This is a genomic window from Pseudomonas karstica, from assembly GCF_009707515.1.
Classification (GTDB): Bacteria; Pseudomonadota; Gammaproteobacteria; order Pseudomonadales; family Pseudomonadaceae; genus Aquipseudomonas; species Aquipseudomonas karstica.
This window is the reverse complement of the sequence record NZ_WLYI01000054.1, coordinates 1-23,579: the sequence shown is the minus strand read 5'-3', so window position 1 is coordinate 23,579 and position 23,579 is coordinate 1. Positions and strand designations below refer to the sequence as shown.

The 23,579-nt window shown below is 61.7% G+C and carries 11 protein-coding genes; 6 read left to right on the top strand and 5 right to left on the bottom strand.

The features are described 5' to 3' along the window. Positions 1 to 12,932: non-ribosomal peptide synthetase (locus GIR22_RS24975; RefSeq protein WP_154745945.1), on the bottom strand; the 12,932-nt coding region annotated here is incomplete at its 3' end. A gap of 68 nt (positions 12,933 to 13,000) precedes the next feature. Further along, a complete protein-coding gene (locus tag GIR22_RS24970) occupies positions 13,001 to 13,756 on the bottom strand; it encodes a thioesterase II family protein (protein ID WP_154745944.1) in 756 nt (251 codons plus the stop codon). Positions 13,757 to 14,042: 286 nt separating this feature from the next. Here GIR22_RS24970 and GIR22_RS24965 point away from each other — a divergent pair, with 286 nt between their 5' ends. Next, positions 14,043 to 14,594 carry an RNA polymerase factor sigma-70 gene (locus tag GIR22_RS24965; RefSeq protein WP_154745943.1) on the top strand — a complete coding sequence of 184 codons (552 nt, stop codon included), beginning with the start codon at positions 14,043 to 14,045 and terminating at the stop codon, positions 14,592 to 14,594. A gap of 50 nt (positions 14,595 to 14,644) precedes the next feature. On the opposite strand, the gene GIR22_RS24960 is transcribed toward GIR22_RS24965, so the two are convergent. The 3 genes from GIR22_RS24960 to GIR22_RS24950 all read right to left on the bottom strand — a co-directional run bounded on the left by GIR22_RS24960 (position 14,645) and on the right by GIR22_RS24950 (position 17,245). Continuing rightward, positions 14,645 to 15,658 carry a GNAT family N-acetyltransferase gene (locus GIR22_RS24960; RefSeq protein WP_154745942.1) on the bottom strand — a complete coding sequence of 338 codons (1,014 nt, stop codon included), beginning with the start codon at positions 15,656 to 15,658 and terminating at the stop codon, positions 14,645 to 14,647. Positions 15,659 to 15,718: 60 nt separating this feature from the next. Further along, positions 15,719 to 16,522, bottom strand: coding sequence for a substrate-binding periplasmic protein (locus GIR22_RS24955; protein ID WP_154745941.1), 804 nt, complete (start codon positions 16,520 to 16,522; stop codon positions 15,719 to 15,721). Positions 16,523 to 16,621: 99 nt separating this feature from the next. Continuing rightward, entirely contained in the window at positions 16,622 to 17,245 is a 624-nt protein-coding gene (locus tag GIR22_RS24950; protein WP_154745940.1) for a TetR/AcrR family transcriptional regulator, read from the bottom strand. A gap of 153 nt (positions 17,246 to 17,398) precedes the next feature. On the opposite strand from GIR22_RS24950, the gene GIR22_RS24945 reads away from it, so the two are divergent. The 5 genes from GIR22_RS24945 to GIR22_RS24925 all read left to right on the top strand — a co-directional run. Beyond that, positions 17,399 to 19,183: an acyclic terpene utilization AtuA family protein gene (locus tag GIR22_RS24945; protein WP_178122458.1), complete on the top strand. Its 1,785-nt coding sequence runs from the start codon at positions 17,399 to 17,401 to the stop codon at positions 19,181 to 19,183. 12 nt (positions 19,184 to 19,195) lie between these two features. Then, positions 19,196 to 20,083 (top strand): SDR family oxidoreductase, encoded by an 888-nt coding sequence (locus GIR22_RS24940; RefSeq protein ID WP_178122457.1) that lies wholly within the window; start codon positions 19,196 to 19,198, stop codon positions 20,081 to 20,083. A 3-nt stretch (positions 20,084 to 20,086) separates the two neighbouring features. Then, on the top strand, positions 20,087 to 21,703 hold the full coding sequence (gene atuC, locus GIR22_RS24935; RefSeq protein WP_154745939.1) for a geranyl-CoA carboxylase subunit beta: 1,617 nt from the start codon (positions 20,087 to 20,089) through the stop codon (positions 21,701 to 21,703). A 17-nt stretch (positions 21,704 to 21,720) separates the two neighbouring features. Continuing rightward, entirely contained in the window at positions 21,721 to 22,878 is a 1,158-nt protein-coding gene (gene atuD, locus GIR22_RS24930) for a citronellyl-CoA dehydrogenase (protein ID WP_154745938.1), read from the top strand. Next, positions 22,875 to 23,579, top strand: a 705-nt coding sequence (locus tag GIR22_RS24925; protein WP_154745937.1) for an enoyl-CoA hydratase/isomerase family protein, incomplete at its 3' end; no start/stop codon positions are given. The genes atuD and GIR22_RS24925, both read left to right, overlap by 4 nt.

The following is a 23,579-nucleotide window of genomic DNA, read 5'->3' as shown; positions in this document are numbered from 1 at the left end:
CCGGCACTGATATCATTGGCCGCCAACCCATCGATATACCCCGCCAACTCCTCCACCGTGCTGCACTCGAACATCGCCCGCAACGGCACATCTCGCTGCAAGGTCTTCTGCACCCGCGAAGCAATCTGCGTCGCCAGCAACGAATGCCCACCCAATTCGAAGAAGTTGTCCTGCACCCCAACCCGCTCGACTTTCAGCACCTCGGCCCAGATCGCGGCCAACGTATGCTCAAGCGCATTGCGCGGCGCCAGGTAGTTCTGGCTGTGCAACTGGCCAATCTCCAGGGCCGGCAGGGCCTTGCGGTCGAGTTTGCCGTTGGCGTTGAGCGGCAGGCGATCGAGCCAGAGCCAATGCAGCGGCACCATGTATTCCGGCAGTTCGGCCCGCAGGTGCTGCTTGATACGGTCCAGGTGTTCTCCTGGGCTGAGGCTTTCACCAGCAGCCACCAGGTAGCCCACCAAATGCTTGCCGTTATCACCCTCTTGCACGCCAACGGCAGCATCGCGGATGTGCGGTTGTTCGTGCAGCCGGGCTTCGATTTCTCCCAACTCGATGCGGTAGCCACGGATCTTTACTTGATGGTCGATACGGCCGACGTATTCCAACACACCATCGCTGCGACGGCGGGCCAAGTCGCCCGTGCGATACAGTCGTTCGCCCGCCCCACCGAACGGATTCGGCACAAACGCTTGAGCGGTGCGCAGAGGGTCACTGACATAACCTCGCCCTACGCCGGTACCGGCCACACACAACTCGCCGATAGCCCCTTGCGGGACCAACTCCAGCGCACCGTCCAACAGGTACAAACGGTTGTTGTCGGTCGGCGTGCCAATCGGCAAGTAGGTACCACGGGTTGAATCCAGGTCGACGCGGAAGAACGCCACATCATCCGAACACTCGGCCGGGCCATAGGCGTTGACCAAACCAATGTCCGGATAACGCAACAACCACTGATGCGCCAACTCCGGCGGCATCGCTTCACCGGTGGGCAGCATCCAGCGCAAGCCATCGAGGCTCATGCGTTCCTCGACGAGCATGCCCTGGATCAGTGACGGCACGCTCTCCAGCACGCTGATGCCCTGGGCCTGGACATGGGTCAGCAAGCCTTGCGGATCATGGGCGATGGTGTTCGGCACAATATCCACGCGTGCGCCGAACAGCGGCGCGGCGAGGAACTGCCAAACGGAAATGTCGAAGCTTTGCGAGGCGGTCTGGGCGATCACATCGCGCTCGCTCAGGTGCAGGTACGGCACCTTGCTCAACTGGTTATTGAGCATGCCACGCTGCTCGACCATCACGCCCTTGGGCAGGCCGGTGGAGCCCGAGGTGTAGATCACATAAGCAAGATTTTCCGGGGCGCTATAGACCCCGGGATTCACCTCTGAGCCCTGTATTTCTGATGCAAGCACGTCCTCCCAAACAAACAACTTTGGACGCCCGGCGCAGGCAAACTCTTCCAGCAATGCCAACGCCTGCTCCCGGCAAGCCTCGGTGCACACCAGCAACGGCGTGCGGCTCAAGTCGATGATCCGGCTCAAGCGCTGCGTCGGCAGGCCCGGGTCCAGCGGCAAGTAACCGGCACCCGCCTTGAAGCTGCCGATGATCATGCCCAGCAAATCGAGGTTACGTTCGGCCAGCAGTGCCACCGGTTGGTCCAACCCGACACCGGCAGCGATCAGCGCATGGCCGAGGCAATTGCTGTGTTGGTTCAGCTCGGTGTAAGTCCACTGTTGATCCAGGCAACTGGCGGCAATCCGTTGGGGATGTTGTGCCACCTGGGCTTCGAACAGCTCGGCGTAGCTACTCTCCAGCGGGTAATCATGCTCACTCTGGTTGCAGCCCTCCACCAGGAACCGGCGCTCCTGCTCGTCAATCAGCGGCAAGTCGGCCATGTCACCATGGAAACCCTGCATCAGCGCCAGCAGCAGACGCTTGAATTCAGCAAGCATGCCCTGCACGGTGGTTTCATCGAAGTAGCGCTGGTCATAGGACAGATGCAGGCCCAGGTCATCCCCTGGATAACACACGACAGTCAGCGGGAAGTTGGTGTGGGTACGACCGGAATCCGACGTGGCATTCAGGCTTTGCGCACGGTCCAGCACCGAGACTTCCACCGGGGCGTTCTCAAAGACGAACAGGCTGTCGAACAACGGTTGGCCCTTGGGCAGTTCGCTGTGCTCCTGGATCGTCACCAGTGGCAAGTACTCGTACTCGCGCAGTTGCATGTTGCTGTCGAGCAAACCGCTCAGCCACTGGCGCACGCTGCACGGCTGATCGACCTCAGGCAGCTTGACCCGCAAGGCGATACTGTTGATGAACAAACCCACGGTGCGCTGCATCTGCGGCATGTCCACCGGCCGGCCGGCGACGGTCACGCCAAACAGTACGTCACGGTCACCGCTCAAGCGCCGCAGCACCAACGCCCACGCCGCCTGGGCGAAGGTGTTGACGGTCAGTTGATGAGCCTGGGCCAGCTCGCGCAATTGCGCGCCGTCGCGCACATCAAGACGGGTGTAACAGTCGCCCACCACCATGGAGCCGTTGTGACCCGCGTGTTCGCGCAGGAACGGTCGGTCGCTCGGGATCGGCGTGGTGCGCTCAAAGCCTTGCAGGTTCTGCTGCCACCACTGCCGCGCCTCGGCCAGGTTCTGGCGTTGCAGCCAGGCAATGTAGTCGCGATAGCGCGGCGCCATGGCCAGTTGCGCGTCACGGCCTTCGCCCAGGGCCATGTAGATATCGAAGAAGTCATTCATCAGCAGCGAACGGCACCAGGCATCGATGAGGATGTGATGGTTACTCATCATGAACCAGTAGCGAGCCTCGCCGACGCGGATCAGTCGCAGGTGAAACGGCGCCTGGTTGAGCAGATCAAAACCGGCTTCGCGCTCCTGCTTGAGCAAGGCTTGCAGGCGCGGCTCCTGTTCGGTTTCAGGGTCGGCGCTCCAGTCGAGGTATTCGATAGGCGTGCTACCGGGCTTGTGGATCACCTGCAACATATCAGCACCGACATTCCAGCAGAACGAGGCGCGCAAGGCTTCGTGACGGGCGATCACCGCCTGCCAGGCCTGGGCGAAACGCTGTGGGTCCAGCTCGCTGTTGATACGGTAGCGATCCTGCATGTAGTAGAGGCCGGTGCCGGGTTCCAGCAAGGTGTGCAACAGCAGGCCTTCCTGCATGGGCGTCAGCGGGTAGACATCTTCGATGGCACTGGCCGGTACCGGCAATGCATCGAGCTGCGGCTGCGTCAGGCGTGCCAGCGGGAAGTCGGACGGCGTGAGGCCGAAGGCTTCGTCCTTGAGGCAGTGCTCGATCAGGCTTTGCAGCTCCACCAGATAAGCCTGGGCGAGATCGATGATGGTCTGGCCGTCGTGGCGCTCGCGGCTGAAGGTCCAGCGCAGCACCAACTCACCACCATAGACCTGGCTGTCGACACTCAACTCATTGGGCAGTGGCGCGTCCGGGTCATGGGCCAGGCCGGCAGGCTCGTCCACTGGATGGAACAGCGCGTCATCGCCAAAGCTCTGGTCGAACTGGCCGAGATAATTGAACGTGATCCCAGCGCTGGGTAGCGCAGCCATGGCCTGGCGGCATACCTCATCCGCCAGGTAACGCAGCACACCGTAGCCCAACCCTTTGTGCGGCACGGCGCGCAATTGTTCCTTGATCGCCTTGATCGAGGCACCTTGCCCTGCGGCTTCTTCAATTTTCAGCGGGGTCAGGCGCAGCGGGTAAGCGCTGGTGAACCAGCCGACGCTGCGGGTCAGGTCGATTTCATCAAACAGGGTTTCGCGGCCGTGGCCTTCCAGTTGGATCAAGGCCGATTCATGACCGCTCCAGCGGCACAGTACACGGGCCAGGGCTGTCAGCAGCAAGTCGTTGACCTGGGTACGGTAGGCACTCGGGGCTTGTTGCAACAGTTGGCGGGTGTGTTCGGCATCCAGGCGTACGCTGACGGTTTCCGCATCACGGTTACGCAGCGAGCCTTGCGGGCGGTCTACCGGCAGTTCAACAGCCGGACCGGCTAACTGGCCTTGCCAGAGGCTCAACTCTTCGCGCAGGGATTCGCTGCTGGCATAGGCCTGCAAACGTGCCGCCCAGTCGCGCAAGGCGCTGGTCTTGGCCGGCAGGTTGACGCACTGGCCGTCGCTCAACTGGCGATAAACGTTTTGCAGGTCTTCCAGCAGCACACGCCAGGAAACGCCGTCCACCACCAGGTGATGGATCGCGATCATCAGCCGTTGCTGGCCTTGCGGACCGGCCACCAACAAGGCACGCAGCAAGGGCCCGTGTTCAAGATCAAGGCTGCGCTGGGTATCGGTGAACAGCGCAGGGCACTGTTGCATATCCGTGACTTGAGCCTGCAAGAGCACACCACCTTCAGGCACCGCCAGGTGCTCGGCGTGCCACTGCGCGTCCCGCTGGGTGAAGCCCAGGCGCAAGGCATCGTGGTGCTCCAGCACGGCCAGCAGCGCTTGCTCCAGGCGATGGGGGTCAAGGGCCTGCACCGGTACCAGCAGCAATGCCTGGTTCCAGTGCTGACGCGCTGGCATGTTGGTGTCGAAAAACCAATGCTGGATCGGGGTCAACGACGAGGCACCGGTCAACAGGCCTTGCTCGGCGGTGACGTGTTCGCTGCGGGTCGCGACCGCCGCCAAGGTCTGGACAGTCTGGTGCTGGAACAGGTCGCGGGGGCTGAAATGAATGCCCGACTGGCGTGCCCGGCTCACCACCTGAATCGACAGGATCGAATCACCACCCAGTTCGAAGAAGTTATCGTCCAACCCCACTTGCTGCACGTTCAGCACCGCACACCAAATGGCCGCCAGGGTTTGCTCCAGCGCGTTGCGCGGCGCCACGTACTGCTGACGGTTCGCCTCGGGGTCCGGTTGCGGCAAGGCACGCCGGTCGAGTTTGCCGTTGGCAGTCAGCGGCATGCTGTCCAGTACCATCAGGTGCGCGGGCACCATGTAGTCCGGCAGTTGCGCTTGCAGGTGCGCCTTGAGCTGCTCTTTGAAAAGAGAACCACCCAAGGCGCTGTGATCCGCGTTATCACTGACCAGATACGCCACCAACTGCTTGCCACTCGGACTGTCGAGGGCCAGCACCACCGCTTCGGCCACCGACGGGTGCTCCAGCAAACGGCTCTCGATTTCCCCCAGTTCGATCCGAAAACCACGAATCTTCACTTGGTGATCGATACGCCCCAGGTACTCCACCAGGCCATCGGCGCGCTGGCGCACCAGGTCGCCGGTGCGATACAGGCGACCACCGTTATCGGCGAACGGGTCAGCGACAAAACGCCCCGCCGTCATGCCCGGACGCTGGTGATAACCCTGGGCCAGGCCGGCACCACCGACGTACAACTCACCGGTCGCACCTTGAGGCACCAACGCCAGGTCGGCGTCAAGAATGTAGGCCACACGTGCGCCGATGATGCTGCCGATGGGCACGCTGGCGGCGCCCTCTTCCAGATTCTCCGGAGCCAGGCTGGCCAGCGGCATGACCACGGTTTCCGTCGGCCCGTAAGCGTTGAAAAACAGCGCCGGCTGGAAGGCCGCACGAATACGTTGCAAATGCTCACCGGTCAACGCTTCGCCACCGGTGATGCACATGCGCACCGGCAAAGTCTGGTTCTGCGTGGCCAGCCATTGCGCTAACTGGCTGCCATAGCTTGGGGTGAAACCGAGAATGTTGATGCGATGCTGGCGAATCAACCCGCAGATTTCTTCGGCATCCCACTGGCCCTGGGCCCGCAGTACCACTTGCGCACCGCTGAGCAGCGGCACCAGCAAGCGTTCGGTGGCAGCGTCAAAGTTGATCGAATAGAAGTGCAGTTCACAGTCGTCAGGGCGCATGCCAAAGCGCTCGATCACCGCCTGGCAGTGCATGGCGATCTCACCGTGGGACACCACCACGCCCTTGGGTTTTCCGGTGGAGCCGGAGGTGTAGATCAGGTACGCCTGATGTTGCGCCAGGCTGATAAGCGGCAGTTCGCTGGCCGGATAGTTGGCCAGCGCGGGCGAGTCTTGCTCCAGGCACCAGCGGCTGACACTGGAAGGCAGCTCACCCAGCGCATCGAACATTGCGACGTCGCTGAGCAGCAGGCCGATGCCGCTGTCTTCGATCATGTAATGCAGGCGGTCCAGCGGATATTCCGGGTCCAGTGGCACATAGGCGCCTCCAGCCTTGAGAATCGCCAGCAGGCCGACGACCATTTCCAGGGATCGCGGCAGCGCCAGGCCGACCCGCACCTGTGGGCCGACACCGCGCTCGCGGAGCATCCAGGCCAGGCGGTTGGCGCGGTTGTCCAGCTCGAAATAGCTCAGGGTCTGCCCGGCAAAGGTCAGTGCCGGAGCATCGGGACGGGCCAGGGCCTGCTCGCTGAACAGGTGGTGGATGCACTGGTCCAGCCGATGTTCGCCGGTTTCGATACCCAGGCTGTCCTGCAGCGCACGTTGCTCGTTGGGTTGCAGCAGAGGCAGTTCACTCAGGCGCTGTAGCGGGTCGACAAGCAAGGCTTGCAGCAGGTTCTGCCAATGCCCGGCCATGCGGGCAATGCGCGGTTCGTCGAACAAGTCAGTGCTGTAAGTCAGGCAGCAACCCAGGCGATGGTCGAGGTCGGTGACTTCCAGGTTGAGGTCGAACTTAGTGGCGCGGGCATCGTTGGCCAGGTATTCAACGCTCATCCCGGCAAGCTGGCGGCGCTGCTGGAACTCCCAGCGCTGCACGTTGCACATCACCTGGAACAACGGGTTATGCGCGGCACTGCGCGGTGGTTGCAGGGCTTCCACCAGGTGGTCGAATGGCAGGTCCTGATGGGACTGGCCTTCGATCACGGTGTGGCGCACTTGCTCGAACAACTCGCCGACGCGCATCTGCCCGCTGAGTTGGCAACGCAGCACTTGGGTATTGAGGAACGCGCCAATCAAGCCTTCGCTCTCCGGACGGATCCGGTTGGCCACTGGTGCGCCGATGCGCAGGTCGGTCTGGCCGCTGTAGCGATAGAGCAACACCGCGAGGGTGGCGGTCATGGTCATGAACAGAGTCAGGCCATGCTCGGCGTTGAACGCCCGGACGCGCGCCGCCAGCTCGTCGCTCAAATCGAAACGGTAGAGTTCGCCCTGATGACTTTGCACTGCCGGCCGTGGGCGGTCGCCGGGCAACTCCAGCAGCGGGTGTTCGGTGCCCAGTTGCGCGGTCCAGTAATCCAGCTGGCGCTGACGCTCGCCGGACTCCAGCCACTGGCGCTGCCACACGCTGTAGTCCAGGTATTGCACCGGCAGCGGTTCCAGGGGTGATTCACGCTCGTCGATAAAGGCTTCGTACAGGGCGCTGAGTTCACGGGCAAAAATGTCCATGGCCCAACCTTCGGTGACGATATGGTGCAGGGTCAGCACCAGGTAGTGTTCCTGATCACCGGCCTTGACCAGGCAGGCGCGCAACAAGGGCCCGGTTTCCAGATCGAAGGGCGTATGGGCTTCGCGGTCGGCCAATTGCTGCAGGCGCTGCTGACGCAGGTCTTCAGCCAGTGCCGAAAAATCCTGCCAGCCCATGCGCACGCCGGTGTGGGCCGAGACCTTCTGTTGTGCCACCCCATTAATGCTCGGGAACGTCGTACGCAAAGTTTCGTGACGCATGATCAAGGCTTGCAACGCCGCCTCGAAACGCCCGATGTCCAGTACTCCGCGCAAGCGCGCCATACCGCCGACGTTATAGGCCGGGCTGTCCGGCTCCATCTGCCAGAGGAACCACATGCGCTGCTGGGAATAGGACAGCGGCACCGGCTGATTGCGGTCGACTTTCTGGATCGCCAACTGTTGATTGCGTTGCCCCGAGGCCTGGATCAGGCGGACTTGCTCGGCAAAGGCGCCCAGCTCGCTGACTTCAAACAACGTGCGCAACGGCAGTTCGACGTCACAGGCCTGGCGAGTGCGGGAGATGATTTGCGTAGCCAGCAACGAGTGGCCGCCAAGGGCGAAGAAGTCGTCTCGCAGGCCGACACGAGGCAGCGCCAGCACTTCGCGCCAGATCGCAGCGATGTGTTGTTGCAGTTCCGTGTCAGGTTCGACGTGTTCACGCACTTGCCACACGGGTTCAGGCAAGGCGCGGCGGTCGATTTTGCCGCTGGGGCTCAGGGGCATGGCAGCCAGTCGCATCAGTTGCGCCGGGACCATGTATTCAGGTAACTCGGCGGCCAGGGCGTTTTTCACGTCCTGTTCGTCCAACTCGATGTTGGCGGTGTAGTAGCCGATCAGTTGTGCGCCGGCTGCGGTTTCGCGTACCAGCACCATGGCCTGGGTGATGCCCTCCCGGGCCAGGAGGTGGGCTTCGATTTCTTCCGGCTCGACGCGAAACCCCCGCAGCTTGACTTGCTGATCCAGGCGGCCGAGGTATTCCAGCACGCCATCAGGGCTCCAGCGCACACGGTCGCCGGTGCGATACAGACGGGCGCCCTCCTCACCCAACGGGTCGGCGACAAAACGCTCGGCGGTCAGTCCGGCTCGGCCAAGGTAACCCCGGGCCAGGCCCGTCCCGCCGATGCACAACTCGCCCGGCACACCGGCCGGCAGGGGCTCAAGCTGATCGTCCAGCACGCGGCAGATCACATTGCCCAGCGGCCGGCCGATGGGCGAACGTTCACCGTCCTCAACGCGGCAGTGCCAGTGAGTAACGTTGATCGCGGTTTCCGTCGGGCCATAGCGGTTGTGCAACTGCACTGCCGGTAACCGCGCCAGCACCCGGTTACGCAATTCGGTCGGCAGGGCCTCGCCACCGCTGAACACACGGCGCAGGCTGGTGCACTCGGTCGCCAACGGTTCTTCGATAAACAACTGCAACAGCGGCGGCACAAAGTGCAACGTGGTCACGCCATGCTCCTGCACCAACTGCGCGATGCGCAGAGGATCGCGATGCTCGCCCGGGCCCGCCAGGACCAGACGGCAGCCAGTGATCAGCGGCCAGAAGCACTCCCACACCGAAACATCGAAACTGATGGGTGCCTTTTGCATCAGCACATCGGTTTCATCCAGTTGGTAGGTCGCCTGCATCCATTGCAAACGCTCGGCCAGGGCGGCATGGGTGTTGCCCACCCCCTTGGGTTGGCCGGTGGAGCCGGAGGTGTAAATCACATAAGCCAAGTTGTCACCGTTAAGGTGCAAACCCGGTGCGTGGCTTGGCCAACTGTCGAGCTTGAGGCTGTCCATGGCAATCACGCAGACGCCCTCGGCAGCAGGCAATTGCTCCAGCAGCGAAGTCTGGGTCAGCAGCAGGCGCACGCCGCTGTCCTTGAGCATGTAGGCCAGGCGCTCATGCGGGTAATCCGGGTCCAGGGGCACATAGGCGCCACCGGCCTTGATGATCGCCAGCAGGCCGATCAGCAGTTGCGGCGAACGCTCGGCAGCGATAGCCACGCACACGTCCGGGCCGACGCCTTTGTCTCGCAGGTAGTGGGCCAGGCGGTTGGCCTGGGCGTGCAATTGGGCAAAGCTCAGGCCGGCACCCTGCCACACCAGGGCGGTGCGCTGCGAAACCTGTTGATTGAGCAACTCCGGTAGCCAGTGCTGCGCCGCTGCGCAAGGCGCTTCGCCCCATTGATGCTGCTTCACGTGTTCATCAGCGTGCAATAGTTTCAGATCACCGATGGCCTGTTGCGGCTGCTCACACACAGCGTGCAGCAGGCTGATGAAGTGCTCGGCCAGGCGCTGGACAGTACCGGTGTCAAACAGTTCGTCAGCATAATCGAAGGCCAGGCTCAGACGACCACTGCGGTCTTCCTCGCTGTGCAATTGCAGGTCGAACTTGGCTTCGCGGCTGTGCCACGGCAACTCGTCGGCGAGCAGGCCCGGCAGGCGGCGCAAGGCACTGAGGTCGCGCTGTTGATGATTGAACATCACTTGGAACATGCCCTGTTCCCGAGCCTGGGGAAAGGCTTCCAGCAGTTGTTCGAAAGGCAGGTCCTGGTGGGCCTGGGCGCCCAATGTGGTGTGACGGGTGGCCGCCAGCAGGTCAGCGAACGGCAGGCGCGCGTCCAGTTCGGCACGCAACACCAGGGTGTTGATAAAGAAGCCCATCAGGCCCTGGGTTTCCTGGCGCAGGCGGTTGGCGTTGGGCACGCCGATGCGAATATCGCGCTGGCCGCTGTAGCGATAAAGCAGGCTCTGGAAGGCCGCGAGCAACAGCATGAACGGCGTGGATTCATGGGCCTGGGCAGTCTGGCGAATCGCTTCGCTCAAGCTCGCCCCCAACCGTACGCTGTGACGAGAGGCACTGCGGATGTGTTGCGCCGAGCGCGGGTGATCGGTAGCCAGGCTCAGGGGCGGATGCTCATCGCCCAACTGCGCTGTCCAATAGGCCAGTTGGCGCTGACCTTCGCCTTCGGCCAGCCACTGGCGTTGCCAACTGCCGTAGTCGGCGTACTGCAAGACCAACTCCGGCAACTCCAGGGTTTGCCCTTGGGATGCTGCGGCGTACAAGCGCGAGAACTCGTCAAGCAGCACGTTGAGCGACCAGCCATCGGCGATGATGTGGTGCATCGTCACCAGCAGTTGGTGGTCTTCCTCATCCAGGCGTACCAGGGTGACCCACAGCAGCGGGCCCTTCTCCAGGTCGAACCGGGTGCGAGCTTGGTCTTCGCGGATTTGCTGGGCACGGGCCTCACGCTCGGCAGCGGGCAGGTCGCTGAGGTCAATCACTTGCAGGTCGAAATCAACGCTTGCGTGCACCCGCTGGAAAGCTTGGCCATCGCGCTCAAAGAAGCGGGTGCGCAGGGCTTCGTGGCGTTGAACCAACTGCTGGAAACTCAAGCGCACCGCGTCTTCATCCAGCTCTCCGCGCAAACGCAAGGCGCCGGGAATGGTATAGGCGCTGCTGTGCGGGTCCAGTTGCCAGGTGATCCACAAGCGGTTTTGCGCCAGGGATTGCGCCAGGTCACCCTGGCGCGACAAGGCCTGGATTGAACCCTGGGCCACACCGCCGCTCTGTTGCAATTGCACGACACTGGCGGCAAACGCGGCCAGGGTCGGCGCCTCGAACAGCAGGCGCAGGTTCAGCTCCAGACCCAGGGTTTCTCGCAGGCGAGCGACCACCTGGGTCGCACTGATGGAGTTGCCCCCCAGCAGGAAGAAGTGATCGTCGGCGGCGATGTGCGTGACCTGCAATTGCTCGCACCAGATGGCGGCGATCTGGCTTTGTAGCCTGGATTCCAGGTTGCGGTTTTCGCGGGTCTGCGCTTGCAGTTCCGGGAACTGTGCATAGCTATCAAGGCTGCCATCGGCCAGACGATTGCGGCAGGCCGAACGCTGGACTTTGCCGCTGGAGGTCTTCGGCAGCGCGCCCGGGTTCAGCAGCAGCACTACGCACGGTGCTTCTTGGCAGGCCTCGGCCACGGCTTGGCGGATGGCTTTGATCAGTGCTTCGGGCGGCAGGATTTTCTGCACGCTACGGCTGACTTCAACAGCAATGCCGATGCCTTCAAGACCCTGGTCATTGACCGCAAAGGCGGCGACTCGGCCCTTGCGCACCACCTCCACTTCGCGCTCGATGGTCTGTTCGATGTCCTGGGGATAGAGGTTATGGCCACGGACGATCAGCAGGTCTTTCAGGCGCCCAGTGATAAACACTTCACCGCCACGAATAAAACCCAGGTCACCGGTACGTAGCCAGGTGCGACCGTCATGCTGGACGAAGGCCTTGGCGGTGGCCTCGGGGTTGCGCCAGTAGCCATGGGCGATGCTCGGGCCACTGGCCCATATTTCGCCGACAGCGTTGTCAGCAAGCGTACCCATAGTGTGGGGGTCGGCAATCAACACCGCGTGTTCGGGCTGGCTGGTGCCACAACTCATGACTGCACTGCCCTGCCCTGGCTCGGCGCGGTTGGCCGCCAGCGCCTGTTCGTCCAGGCGCAGGGCGCCAATGCCCTGGCCGCGGGTGCCGCCGGCAACAAACAGGGTTGCTTCGGCCAAGCCGTAGGAGGCAAAAAAGTTGTTCGGGGTGAAGCCGCACATGGCGAACTTCTCGGCGAAGCGTTCCAGGGTGTCCAGGCGAATCGGCTCAGAACCGGAATAAGCTACGCGCCAGCGGCTCAAGTCCAGGCGTTCCAGGGCTGACTCACTGACCCGCTCGCTACACAGCCGATAGGCGAAGTCCGGGCCGCCGCTGATGGTGCCGCCGTATTCACTGATCGCCTCCAGCCAGCGCAATGGCCGGCCGAGGAAATATGCCGGAGACATCAACACGCAGGGCACGCCACTGAAGATCGGTTGCAGCAGGCCGCCGATCAGGCCCATGTCGTGGTACAGCGGCAGCCAACTGACAATCACGTCGTCGGGGTTGAGGTCGATACCAAAACCACGCCGGATCAACAGTTCGTTAGCCACCAGGTTTGCATGGGTGACTTGCACGCCCTTGGGCAAGGCAGTGGAACCGGAGGTGTATTGCAGGAAGGCGATGTCATCGTCCCGCAAGTCGGGGCCGACCCAACCTTCGGCGTGCCCGGTATTCAGGTCATCGACACACAGCAACTGTGGCGCTTCGCTGATGTGCGCCAGGGAATCGCGCAAGGCGGTGCTGGTCAGCAGCAGCCGTGGCTCGGCGTCTTTGAGGATCGACAGCAATCGCTCCTGGTGATGGCGACGGGTGGACTCCGGCGGATAGGCCGGCACCGCGATGACCCCGGCGTACAGGCAACCGAAGAACGCCGCGACATAATCCGGACCGCTGGGGAACAGCAACACGGCGCGATCACCCTGCTCGGCCGAGGCCTGCAAGGCGCCGGCGATGGTGCGGGCGCGCAGGTCCAGATCACGGTAGCTGAGGACAATGCTGTGCTCACTGCTTTCGGCCAGAAAGCGCAGGGCCACCTGGTCCGGGGTCTGCGCGGCGCGGCGCTGAAGGGACTGGGCCAGGGTGCGGGGAAGTTCGAAGGCGTCCATCATGGGGTTCCTGCCTGAAATCGGCTTACGGGGAAATCGGGGAGTCAACGCGGTGACCAGAGGCTCTCGCCCTAGTGGCTAAGCACGCCCTGGCGCGCCACGCCATTGCGCCAGCGGGCCAAGTGCTCGTCGGCATAACGTCGCAAGCAGCACAACACCGAGCTTTCCTGCTGCATCAGAAAGAAGTGATGCCCCTCGAACAGGTCCAGGGAAAAGCCGGTGCTAGTGTCTTCCTGCCAATCCAGCAGTTGTTCGGCGCGCACACTGTCCTGCTTGCCGCCAAACACGTGGATCGGCATCGCCAGGGGCTCACGCTCACCGTAGTGAAAACTGCCGCAAAGGAGAAAGTCGGCCCGCAGGATCGGCAACATCAACTGCATCAGTTCGTGATTGGCCAAGGCGTCTTCGGCTGTGCCTTTGAGTTCACGCAAGCGGGCGATCAATTGCGCATCGGTTTTTTCAATGGCGTACTCGCTCACATCACGTCGGGCCGGGCCAGCCGTACCAGACGCAAATAACGCCAGGGGGGCCGGCAAACCGCGTGCCCGCAAGGCATGAGCCAGCTCGAATGCCAGCAGGCCACCGAGGCTGTGGCCGAACAAGGCATAAGGGCCGTCGAGTTGCGTGCTGATCTCAGCCGCCAGTTGCGCCGCCAAAGCCTTGATGTCGCGCTGCAAGGGCTCATCCATGCGCATGCCACGGCCCGGCAACTCCAGCGGGCACACCTGCAACCACTCAGGCAGCGCCCGGCGCCAACGGCTGTAGACCATGGCACTGGCACCGGAATAAGGCAGGCAAAACAGTCGCAGCCGGGCTGGCATGCTCATTGAAGGTCAATCCTGCTTTCGCGATAGAAACCCATTTTGTCCTCTCCAGGTGCTGATCCTTGGCCGGTTTAGCAACGAGCCTGTCACCCATGAGAACGGATGGCGCTTGGAAATAATTAGTCTTGGCACTGTAAGCAAGACGGCACTCACTTCTCACAAAAAATACAGATGATTAGTTCGTCTTCTCATTTGACAATAATTATCATTAAGCATAATTTGTTGCTCGATATGTAGGTGAGACACCACGGCCGACCCTACTGACCTCTTTTGCAACAAGGTGACTTCCATGACGGAACAAGTATCCACAAGCAGGTGCGACTCACCGTTACTCCAGGCTTTCGTCGACAACCGGCTGACTCTGGTCAAGATCGCAGCACGTATTACCGGTTGTCGCTCCCGCGCCGAAGACGTGGTGCAAGACGCTTACTTTCGGTTGCAATCGGCACCGACCATCACTTCATCGTTCAAGGCCCAGCTCAGCTACCTGTTTCAGATCGTGCGCAACCTGGCCATCGACCACTACCGCAAACAGGCTCTGGAACTGAAATACTCAGGCACCGAAGAGGAAGGCTTGAATGTGGTCATTCACGGTGCGTCACCGGAAACCTCCCACATCAATTTTTCCACCCTGGAAAACATCGCCGACGCCCTGACCGAGCTGCCAAACCGCACCCGCTATGCGTTCGAGATGTATCGACTGCATGGCGTGCCGCAGAAGGATATCGCCAAGGAGTTGGGCGTCTCGCCGACCCTGGTGAACTTTATGATTCGTGATGCGCTGGTGCATTGCCGCAAGGTCTCGGGGACCCACAGCGACACGTTTGCGCGGCGGGTCTGACGGTAGGGCTGGCTTGTAGCCACTGCCAAGGCCGCGGCTACATCGGCGCTTCAAACCAACCCACACCGATCAAAAAACCGTTCACGCCCCAGGACCATCAACGCCGCACGCTTGTGAGGGAAATCGAATTCCTTTTCACAGTAGAAACCCTGGCTCTGCATATAGCTGATCATCTTCGCGTTATCGGCACGTGGCTCGGCCACCACCCGCTGGGTGCGCGGATCATCCAGAAACAGATAGTGCACCAACGCCGGCAGCCAACTGGCGACCTTGTGCGGGCCCCGGTGATGCTCCTCCCCTACCAGCATATGAATGCCGCGGTCGTAATCGCCTGCGTCATAGAACGGTGCGATGCGATCTTCCCTGGCCCAATAGGCTTCGAAATAAGCAAAGGGTTCGTCGTCAAAACAGCCGATCAAGGTCAGTGCGTGGGGGTCGGCGTCCAGCTTTTCCAGGTACTCGCGGTGCTGTTCCAGGCTGCCGCTTTCCTGCCAGAAACTGGCCACACGCGTGCTGTTCTGCCAGCGGTTGAAGCGCGCCAGGTCGACACCGATCTCGACGGTACGCAATGACACCCACGCTCCCAGACGTACATCGAAACGTCGATAAACCTCACCCCGGGGCTTGGGCGCTCGGATGGGATGACGCTTGCCGGCGCTGATGCTCATCTGCTGCGGGTAGCCGCCACTCAGGGGCTGCCCCAGCCAAGGTTGCGGCAGTTGCCAGAACAAGCTGCGTTCACAGCGAAACTGGCCCGGTGTTGGCGTGGCCACCAGCAAACCGCTGCGCAAGGCATCATCGGGGGCGTGTTCAAGGTGCCAGGTCAGGTGCTGACGAGTCGGCTCCTTGGCAAACAACCAATAACAGGCCGCCCACAAGGCGCGAACGGCCGGCACGGTGCTGGTTTCTTGTAAATACACCTGCAGCGCATCGCCGCGCGCAAGGCGCAGGCGAATCAGTGCCTCGCCTTCAAGGGTCAGGCTCAGGCGACTTTCGCTTTCATCGGCATTCAGGGCAGGTCCCGCCGGCAAAGGCAGTACAGACAGCTCATTCAGAGAGGGCATGGGTGAGGCTCACGGTAATCGTCGACAGTTGAAGAAGTGACGTGAGCCGGGCGGGAAAATTTAATCCTCAGGGACAGCGGCTACCGGCAGGACATCAATACGGTAGGGTTCAAAGATCTTCAACAACTCGCCGTTAGCGTGCAACTGCCTGAGCAAACCGGCGAAGGCCGCGCCACTGATAGGCCCCTTGGGCCGCAGTAATGCGTAGTGGTGATACACTTGGTCAGTCCCCTCGGACACCAGGAATTGCCCGGCCATATCGGTGTTACGCACCATAAAGTCGCTGAGATAAGAACGCGTCACCAGAGTGATGTCGGCACGGCCACGGGCAACCATCAACAGGTTACTGTCATGGGAGTACGTCAGCGTGGCGTTGAAGTGCTCCACCATGTTTTGGGGGTCAGGGTTGAAGTGGGCAAATGCATAGTGATAGCCGCTGAACACCGCCAGGTGCTTGCCCGCAAGGTCGCTGAAATAGGATTGGTCGCGACCGGGCTCACGCCGGGCGACGAATACTTCCGCGTCTTCCAGCCCCATGTCGACTGCCGTATGAGGAATGCTCTGCCAGCCCCATTGCGGGTTCTCGAAGATCGCCATGTCGACCCGGCCTTTCTGGAAGTCATGAAACCGCCGGGGAATGGAGGTGGGCACCAGCACGAACAGGTAGTCGGTTTGCGAGAGGTTCAAGGCTTTCAGTAGCTGCGGCAGCAAACCGGTGTCGGCGCCCTGCTCCGGGCGCACGGTGTAGGGCGGAAAATGCGCGGCGCCGACCCGGACCAATTGGGCAGCCGTTACAGGCACTATCCACAGCGCCCCAAGCGCCAATATTGAAAGTCCCGCAGCCAGCCGCCATGGCGAAAACATCAAGGCACACACCGTTCAAAACTTTGATCGCGCTAAGCTAGGCGTTTTTGCCTGGCTAAACAACTTTCGGCTCCACAATTAATAGCCTGGGCAACCTGCCTAGTCAGTTTTGAGCACCATCAGCAGCGCTTCATCGGCCAATTGCTCCAGGGTCATGCTGCCCTGTGCGCGGAACCAGGTGGTGGTCCAGGACAAGGCACCGGTGAGGAACCGCCGGGTGATAAACACATCACCCGTGATATAACCGGCGTCCTTGGCCTCACCCAGCACCTGCAGCCAAATCTCTTCATACACATCACGCAAGGCCAGCACCTGAACCTGCCCTTCGGCCGACAGGGAACGCCACTCGTACACCAGCACCGCCATGGCTTCGCCGCTGCCGCCCATGATCGACTGCAGTTCGCAGCGAATCAGTGCGAGCACCCGTTCACGGACGTTGCTCGCTTGCGCCAGGGAAGCGCGCATCAGCGCAGTGTTGTAGTGGATGGTTTCCTCCATCACCGCCCGCAGGATCTCATCCTTGCTCTTGAAATGATGAAAGATGCTACCGGACTGAATCCCCACCGCACCGGCCAAATCACGCACCGTGGTGCGCTCAAAGCCTTTGTTGCGAAACAGGTGAGCCGCGGTTTGCAGCAATTTGCCCCGGGCACTGCCAGGGTCGGTCAATTGCCCGGCGTCGACCATGGTGCGCATTACCCGCAGGGCTTTTTGCTCATCCATGCTGCTCTCCTTAACTTCTGGTTACGTCTTGGCCGGCAATTTAGGCCGTGACAGCCACCCAAGCAAGCGCTTGGGTAAAACTTGTGACCAGAGTTTACAAACCAAGCGCTTGCTTGGTAGTCTCGAGCCTGCCATTTCGCAGAAGGACTTCTCGTGAACAAGACGGTTCGTATCGGCTGTGCCAGCGCCTTCTGGGGCGACACCTGCACCGCCGCCGGGCAGTTGGTGCACGGCGGCGCGCTGGATTACCTGGTGTTCGACTATTTGGCGGAAGTCACGATGTCGATCCTCGCCGGCGCCCGGATAAAAGACCCACAGGCCGGCTATGCCACGGATTTCGTCGAGGTCCTCACACCCTTGCTCGGCGATATCCAGCGCCAGGGTATCCGCGTCATCAGCAACGCCGGTGGCATCAATCCCCAAGCCTGCGCTGCTGCCTTGCAAGCCGCCTGCGATCAGGCGCAGATCCCGTTGAAAATCGCGGTGTTGCTGGGGGATGACCTGCAACCGCGGTTCAACCAACTCACCGGTATCACCGATATGTTCAGCAGCGCGCCCCTGCCGCCGATGTGCGTATCGACCAACGCCTACCTTGGCGCGCCGGGCATCGTTGAAGCGCTGAAGCTGGGCGCCGACATTGTCATCACCGGCCGCGTGGTGGACAGCGCCGTGGTCAGCGCGGCGCTGGTGCATGAATTCAACTGGTCGTGGCACGATTACGATCATCTGGCCCAGGCCGCACTGGCCGGGCATATCATCGAATGTGGCGCCCAGTGCACCGGCGGTAACTTTACCGATTGGCGCGAGGTACCGGATTACGAGCACATCGGCTTTCCCATCGTTGAAGTCAGCGCCGACGGCCAGTTCAACATCAGTAAGGTCCAAGGCACTGGCGGCCTGATCAGCGAGTTGAGCGTCGCGGAGCAATTGCTCTATGAGATCGGCGATCCACGGGCCTATCTGCTACCTGACGTGATCTGCGATTTCAGCCAGGTAAAAATCCAGCAACAAGGCAAGCATTGCGTGCGCCTGCACGGCGCCAAGGGCCTGCCGCCGACCGATCAGTACAAGGTCAGCGCCACGTACCCGGACGGCTTTCGCTGTACCGCCAGTTGCCTGATTGCCGGTATCGATGCCGTGGCCAAAGCCGAGCGGGTCAGCCAGGCAATCATCAACAAAACCTCCCAACTGTTCAGCCTGCGTGGCTGGGCACCGTACACCGAGGTCAATATCGAACTACTGGGCAGCGAAGCCACCTACGGTGCTCATGCACAACGCCAGGATTGCCGGGAAGTGGTGGTGAAGCTGGCGGTGCGTCATCCCAGTAAACAGGCCCTGGTACTGTTCGCCCGAGAGATTGCCCAAGCGGCCACCGGCATGGCGCCAGGGTTGACCGGTATCGTCGGCGGGCGGCCAACGGTGTACCCGTTGATTCGGCTGTTTTCATTTCTGATCGACAAGAGTGCTTGCGAGTTGAGCATCGATTTTCTCGGTGAACGGCATACCTGCAGCCTGCCAAAAAGCCAGGCCTTGAATACCAGCGCCCTGCCCGCCCCCCTCCACCCTCCAAACCCCCAGGGCCGTGCCGAGGCCAATGTCCCCCTGGTCAAACTCGCCGTCGCCCGCTCCGGCGACAAGGGCAACCACAGCAATATCGGGGTGATTGCCCGCAAGCCCGAGTACCTGCCATGGATCGCCGAAGCGCTGACCCTGGAGGTGATTGTCGACTGGATGGGCCACGTACTCGACCCTGTCCACGGCCGCGTCGAGCGCTGGTACCTCCCCGGCAGCCACAGCCTGAATTTCCTCCTGGAAAATGCCTTGGGTGGCGGCGGGATCGCCAGCCTGCGCATCGACCCGCAGGGCAAGGCGTTCGCCCAGCAATTGCTGGAAATTCCGATTGCCGTACCGCAACACCTCGCCGATCAACTTAATTAAAGGACCCGCGCCGTGGCTTTCGACTCGATCTTCAAAGCCGACCTGTTCCAGGGGCAGACCATTATCGTCACTGGTGGCGGCAGCGGTATCGGCCGTTGCACCGCCCATGAATTGGCAGCCCTCGGGGCCCATGTAATCCTGGTGGGCCGCAAGCCGGAAAAACTGCAAAAGGTCACCGCAGAAATTACCGAAGACGGCGGCCACGCCAGTTGGCAGGCCTGCGATATCCGCGATGAAGAGTCGGTCAGGGCCCTGGTCAGCCAGATCATCCAGGAGCACGGACCGGTTCACGGCCTGGTGAACAACGCGGGCGGTCAATACCCCTCGCCTTTGGCGTCGATCAACCAGAAAGGCTTTGAAACCGTGTTGCGCACAAACCTGGTCGGCGGCTTCCTGATGGCCCGGGAAGTGTTCAATCAGTCCATGAGCAAGCCTGCTTCAGGAGCCAAAGGCGGCGCCATCGTCAACATGCTCGCCGACATGTGGGGCGGCATGCCGGGCATGGGCCATTCCGGGGCGGCGCGTTCGGGGATGGACAACTTCACCAAGACCGCCGCCGTTGAATGGGGTTACGCCGGGGTGCGAGTCAATGCCGTGGCCCCGGGCTGGATTGCCTCCAGCGGCATGGACACTTACGAAGGTGCATTCAAGGCGCTGATCCCTACCTTGCGTGAACACGTGCCTCTCAAGCGCATCGGCACCGAGTCGGAAGTCAGTGCAGCGATTGTGTTTCTGCTCAGCCCCGCCGCAGCCTTCATCAGCGGCAGCACCTTGCGTATCGACGGCGCCGCCAGCCTGGGCAACCGCGCCTGGCCATTGCACAAGGCGCAGCCGCCCGGCGAACCCTTCAATGGTTTCCACCGCGCATACCTGCCGGATGTGCTCAAGGGGGAGAAATAAACCATGCCGGTGATCGACTCGCAACTCGACGTCCACAGCCCGCAGTTCGCCCAAAATCGCGAAACAATGCTCACGGGTATCAACCAGCTTCGTCAGTTAGAACAAAACCTGTTGAGAAAGGCGTTTGATGCCAAGGCCAAGTTCGACAAACGCGGGCAACTACTGCCTCGCGAACGCCTGAGCCTGCTACTCGACCCCGGCGCACCGTTCCTCGAATTGGCGGCACTGGCCGGCTATAAACTGCACGACGACAAGGACGGCAGCCAGGCCGGTGGCGGACTGATTGCCGGGATCGGTTTTGTCTCGGGCGTACGGATGCTGGTAGTCGCCAACAACAGCGCGATCAAGGGTGGGACCATTTCCCCCAGCGGCCTGAAGAAATCCCTGCGCCTGCAACAGATCGCCATGGAGAACAAATTGCCGGTGGTAACCCTGGCACAAAGCGGCGGCGCCAACCTCAATTATGCAGCGGAGATTTTCGTCGAGGGCGCCCGCAGCTTTGCCAACCAGGCGCGCATGTCCGCCATGGGGCTGCCACAGATCACCGTGGTGCATGGCTCCGCCACAGCCGGCGGCGCTTATCAACCGGGGCTCTCGGATTATGTGGTGGTGGTGCGCGGCAAGGCCAAGCTGTTTCTCGCCGGGCCGCCGTTGCTCAAGGCCGCCACTGGCGAAGTGGCCACCGACGAAGAGCTGGGTGGCGCCCAGATGCACGCGCAGATCGCCGGCACCGCCGAATACCTGGCCGAGAATGACGCCGATGGGGTGCGCATCGTTCGTGAGATTGTCAGCCTGCTGTCCTGGGATGACCATTTGCCGATCAAGCCTGCCCGCGCCTACGCCGAGCCGCTCTACCCGATTGAAGAACTGTTGGGGCTGATCCCCGATGACCCGAAAAAACCCTACGACGTGCGGGAAATCATTGCGCGCCTGGCGGACGCTTCGAACTTCCTCGAATTCAAGGGCGAGTTCGATCCCCATACCGTCTGCGGTCACCTGCAGCTCCAGGGCCGCGCCTGTGGTTTTATCGGCAACAACGGGCCAATCACGCCCCAGGGCGCAAGCAAGGCAGCGCAGTTCATCCAGCTGTGCGACCAGAGCCACACGCCGCTGCTGTTTTTCCACAACACCACCGGTTTTATGGTCGGCACCGAATCGGAACAACAAGGGGTGATCAAGCACGGGGCGAAGATGATCCAGGCGGTGGCCAATGCCCGGGTGCCAAAACTGACCATCGTCGTTGGTGGCTCCTACGGCGCTGGCAACTACGCGATGTGCGGCCGTGGCCTGGACCCACGCTTTATCTTCGCCTGGCCCAACAGCCGCACCGCCGTGATGGGCGGCGCCCAGGCCGGCAAGGTGCTGCGGATCGTCACCGAGGCCAAGCAACTCAAGGAGGGCCTGGTGCCTGACCCCAAGATGCTGGATATGCTGGAACAGGTCACCGCGCAGAAACTCGACAGCCAGTCCACCGCCCTCTATGGCAGTGCCAATTTGTGGGATGACGGGCTGATTGACCCGCGCGACACCCGTACCTTGCTCGGCTACTTGCTGGATATCTGCCATGAGGCCCAGGTGCGGCAACTGCAGCCCAACAGCTTTGGTGTGGCGCGGTTTTAATCAGGAGAACAATAACAATGATCTTCACCCAGGAACACGAAGCACTGCGCCGCACCGTGCGCGGCTTTGTCGAACGCGAAATCAATCCCCATGTGGACGATTGGGAAAAGGCTGGACGCTTCCCCATCCATGAGATCTTCCGCAAGGCCGGCGACCTCGGTTTGCTGGGCATCTCCAAGCCGGAAAAATTCGGCGGCATGGGCCTGGACTACAGCTACTCGATTGTCGCCGCCGAGGAGTTCGGCACCATTCGCTGCGGCGGCATCCCGATGTCCATCGGCGTGCAGACCGATATGTGTACCCCGGCCCTGGCCCGGTTCGGTAGCGATGAACTGCGGGATGAATTCCTGCGGCCGGCCATCAGTGGCGAACAAGTGGGCTGCATCGGCGTATCGGAAACCGGCGCCGGTTCCGACGTCGCCGGCTTGAAAACCCATGCCCGCAAAGACGGCGACGACTACGTGATCAACGGCAGCAAGATGTGGATTACCAACGCCCCCAGCGCCGACTTTATCTGCTTGCTGGCCAACACCTCGGACGATAAGCCGCACATCAACAAGTCGTTGATCATGGTGGCGATGAATACCCCCGGGATCAGTGTCAGCCCGCCGCTGGAAAAGCTGGGCATGCACAGCTCGGAAACTGCCCAGGTGTTTTTCGACGATGTGCGCGTTCCCCAACGCAACCGCATCGGCCATGAAGGCGCGGGGTTCATGATGCAGATGCTGCAGTTCCAGGAAGAACGGCTGTTCGGCGCCGCCAATATGATCAAGGGCCTGGAATATTGCATCGACAGCACCATCGAGTACTGCCAGGAGCGCAAGACCTTCGGCAAAGCCTTGATCGACAACCAGGTCATCCACTTTCGCCTGGCGGAACTGTCCACCGAAATCGAATGCCTGCGGGCGCTGGTGTACCAGGCAACCGAGCTGTACATCAAGGGCCTGGACGTGACTCGCCTCGCCTCCATGGCCAAGCTCAAGGCCGGGCGCCTGGGCCGCGAAGTCAGTGACAGTTGCCTGCAATATTGGGGCGGCATGGGCTTCATGTGGGACAACCCGGTGGCCCGGGCTTACCGCGATGTGCGGTTGGTCTCCATCGGCGGTGGTGCCGACGAAATCATGTTGGGGATCATCTGCAAACTGATGGGTACGTTGCCAGGGAAAAAACCATGAACACCCTGCTGCTGGAGCCGCATAACGGTGTGCTGCACATCACCCTCAACCGCCCGCAAAGCCGCAATGCCATGAGCTTGCAAATGGTCAGCGAACTGCAGGCGGTGCTGGCCGATGTCGCCGGTGATAACCAGGTCCGGGCATTGGTGATCAGTGGCGCCGGTGGGCACTTCTCTGCCGGGGGCGACGTGAAGGACATGAGCAACGCATCGGCCCAGGGCGCCAGTGCCTTGCGCGACTTGAACCGGGCGTTCGGCACACTGCTGCAAACCATCGAGGCGCTGCCCCAGGTGGTGATTGTGGTACTCCAAGGTGCGGTGCTCGGGGGTGGTTTTGGCTTGGCGTGTGCCAGTGATATCGCCATCGCCGATCATCAGGCGCAGTTCGGTTTGCCGGAGGCCAGCCTGGGGCTGCTGCCGGCGCAGATTGCGCCGTTTGTGGTGAAGCGGATTGGTTTGACCCAGGCCCGGCGGTTGGCTTTGACGGCGGCGCGGTTTGATGGGGTTGAGGCTGAACGGCTGGGGTTGGTGCACTTTGTCGAGCGCGATTCCCAGGCGCTGGCTGAGCGGTTGGATGAGGTGTTGGGGCAGGTGTTGCGGTGTGCTCCGGGGGCCAATGCGCGGACCAAGGCGCTGTTGCTGGCCAGTGGTGAGCAGCCATTGGGGTTGTTGCTGGACCAGGCGGCGCAGTGGTTTGCCGAG

What these genes read in the sequence shown, in the direction of transcription:
- atuD (WP_154745938.1), top strand. Translation starts at nt 21,721, where the DNA reads ATGATCTTCACCCAGGAACACGAAGCACTGCGCCGCACCGTGCGCGGC.
- GIR22_RS24955 (WP_154745941.1), bottom strand. Translation starts at nt 16,522, where the DNA reads ATGTTTTCGCCATGGCGGCTGGCTGCGGGACTTTCAATATTGGCGCTT.
- GIR22_RS24960 (WP_154745942.1), bottom strand. Translation starts at nt 15,658, where the DNA reads ATGCCCTCTCTGAATGAGCTGTCTGTACTGCCTTTGCCGGCGGGACCT.
- atuC (WP_154745939.1), top strand. Translation starts at nt 20,087, where the DNA reads ATGCCGGTGATCGACTCGCAACTCGACGTCCACAGCCCGCAGTTCGCC.
- GIR22_RS24965 (WP_154745943.1), top strand. Translation starts at nt 14,043, where the DNA reads ATGACGGAACAAGTATCCACAAGCAGGTGCGACTCACCGTTACTCCAG.
- GIR22_RS24950 (WP_154745940.1), bottom strand. Translation starts at nt 17,245, where the DNA reads ATGGATGAGCAAAAAGCCCTGCGGGTAATGCGCACCATGGTCGACGCC.
- GIR22_RS24970 (WP_154745944.1), bottom strand. Translation starts at nt 13,756, where the DNA reads ATGAGCATGCCAGCCCGGCTGCGACTGTTTTGCCTGCCTTATTCCGGT.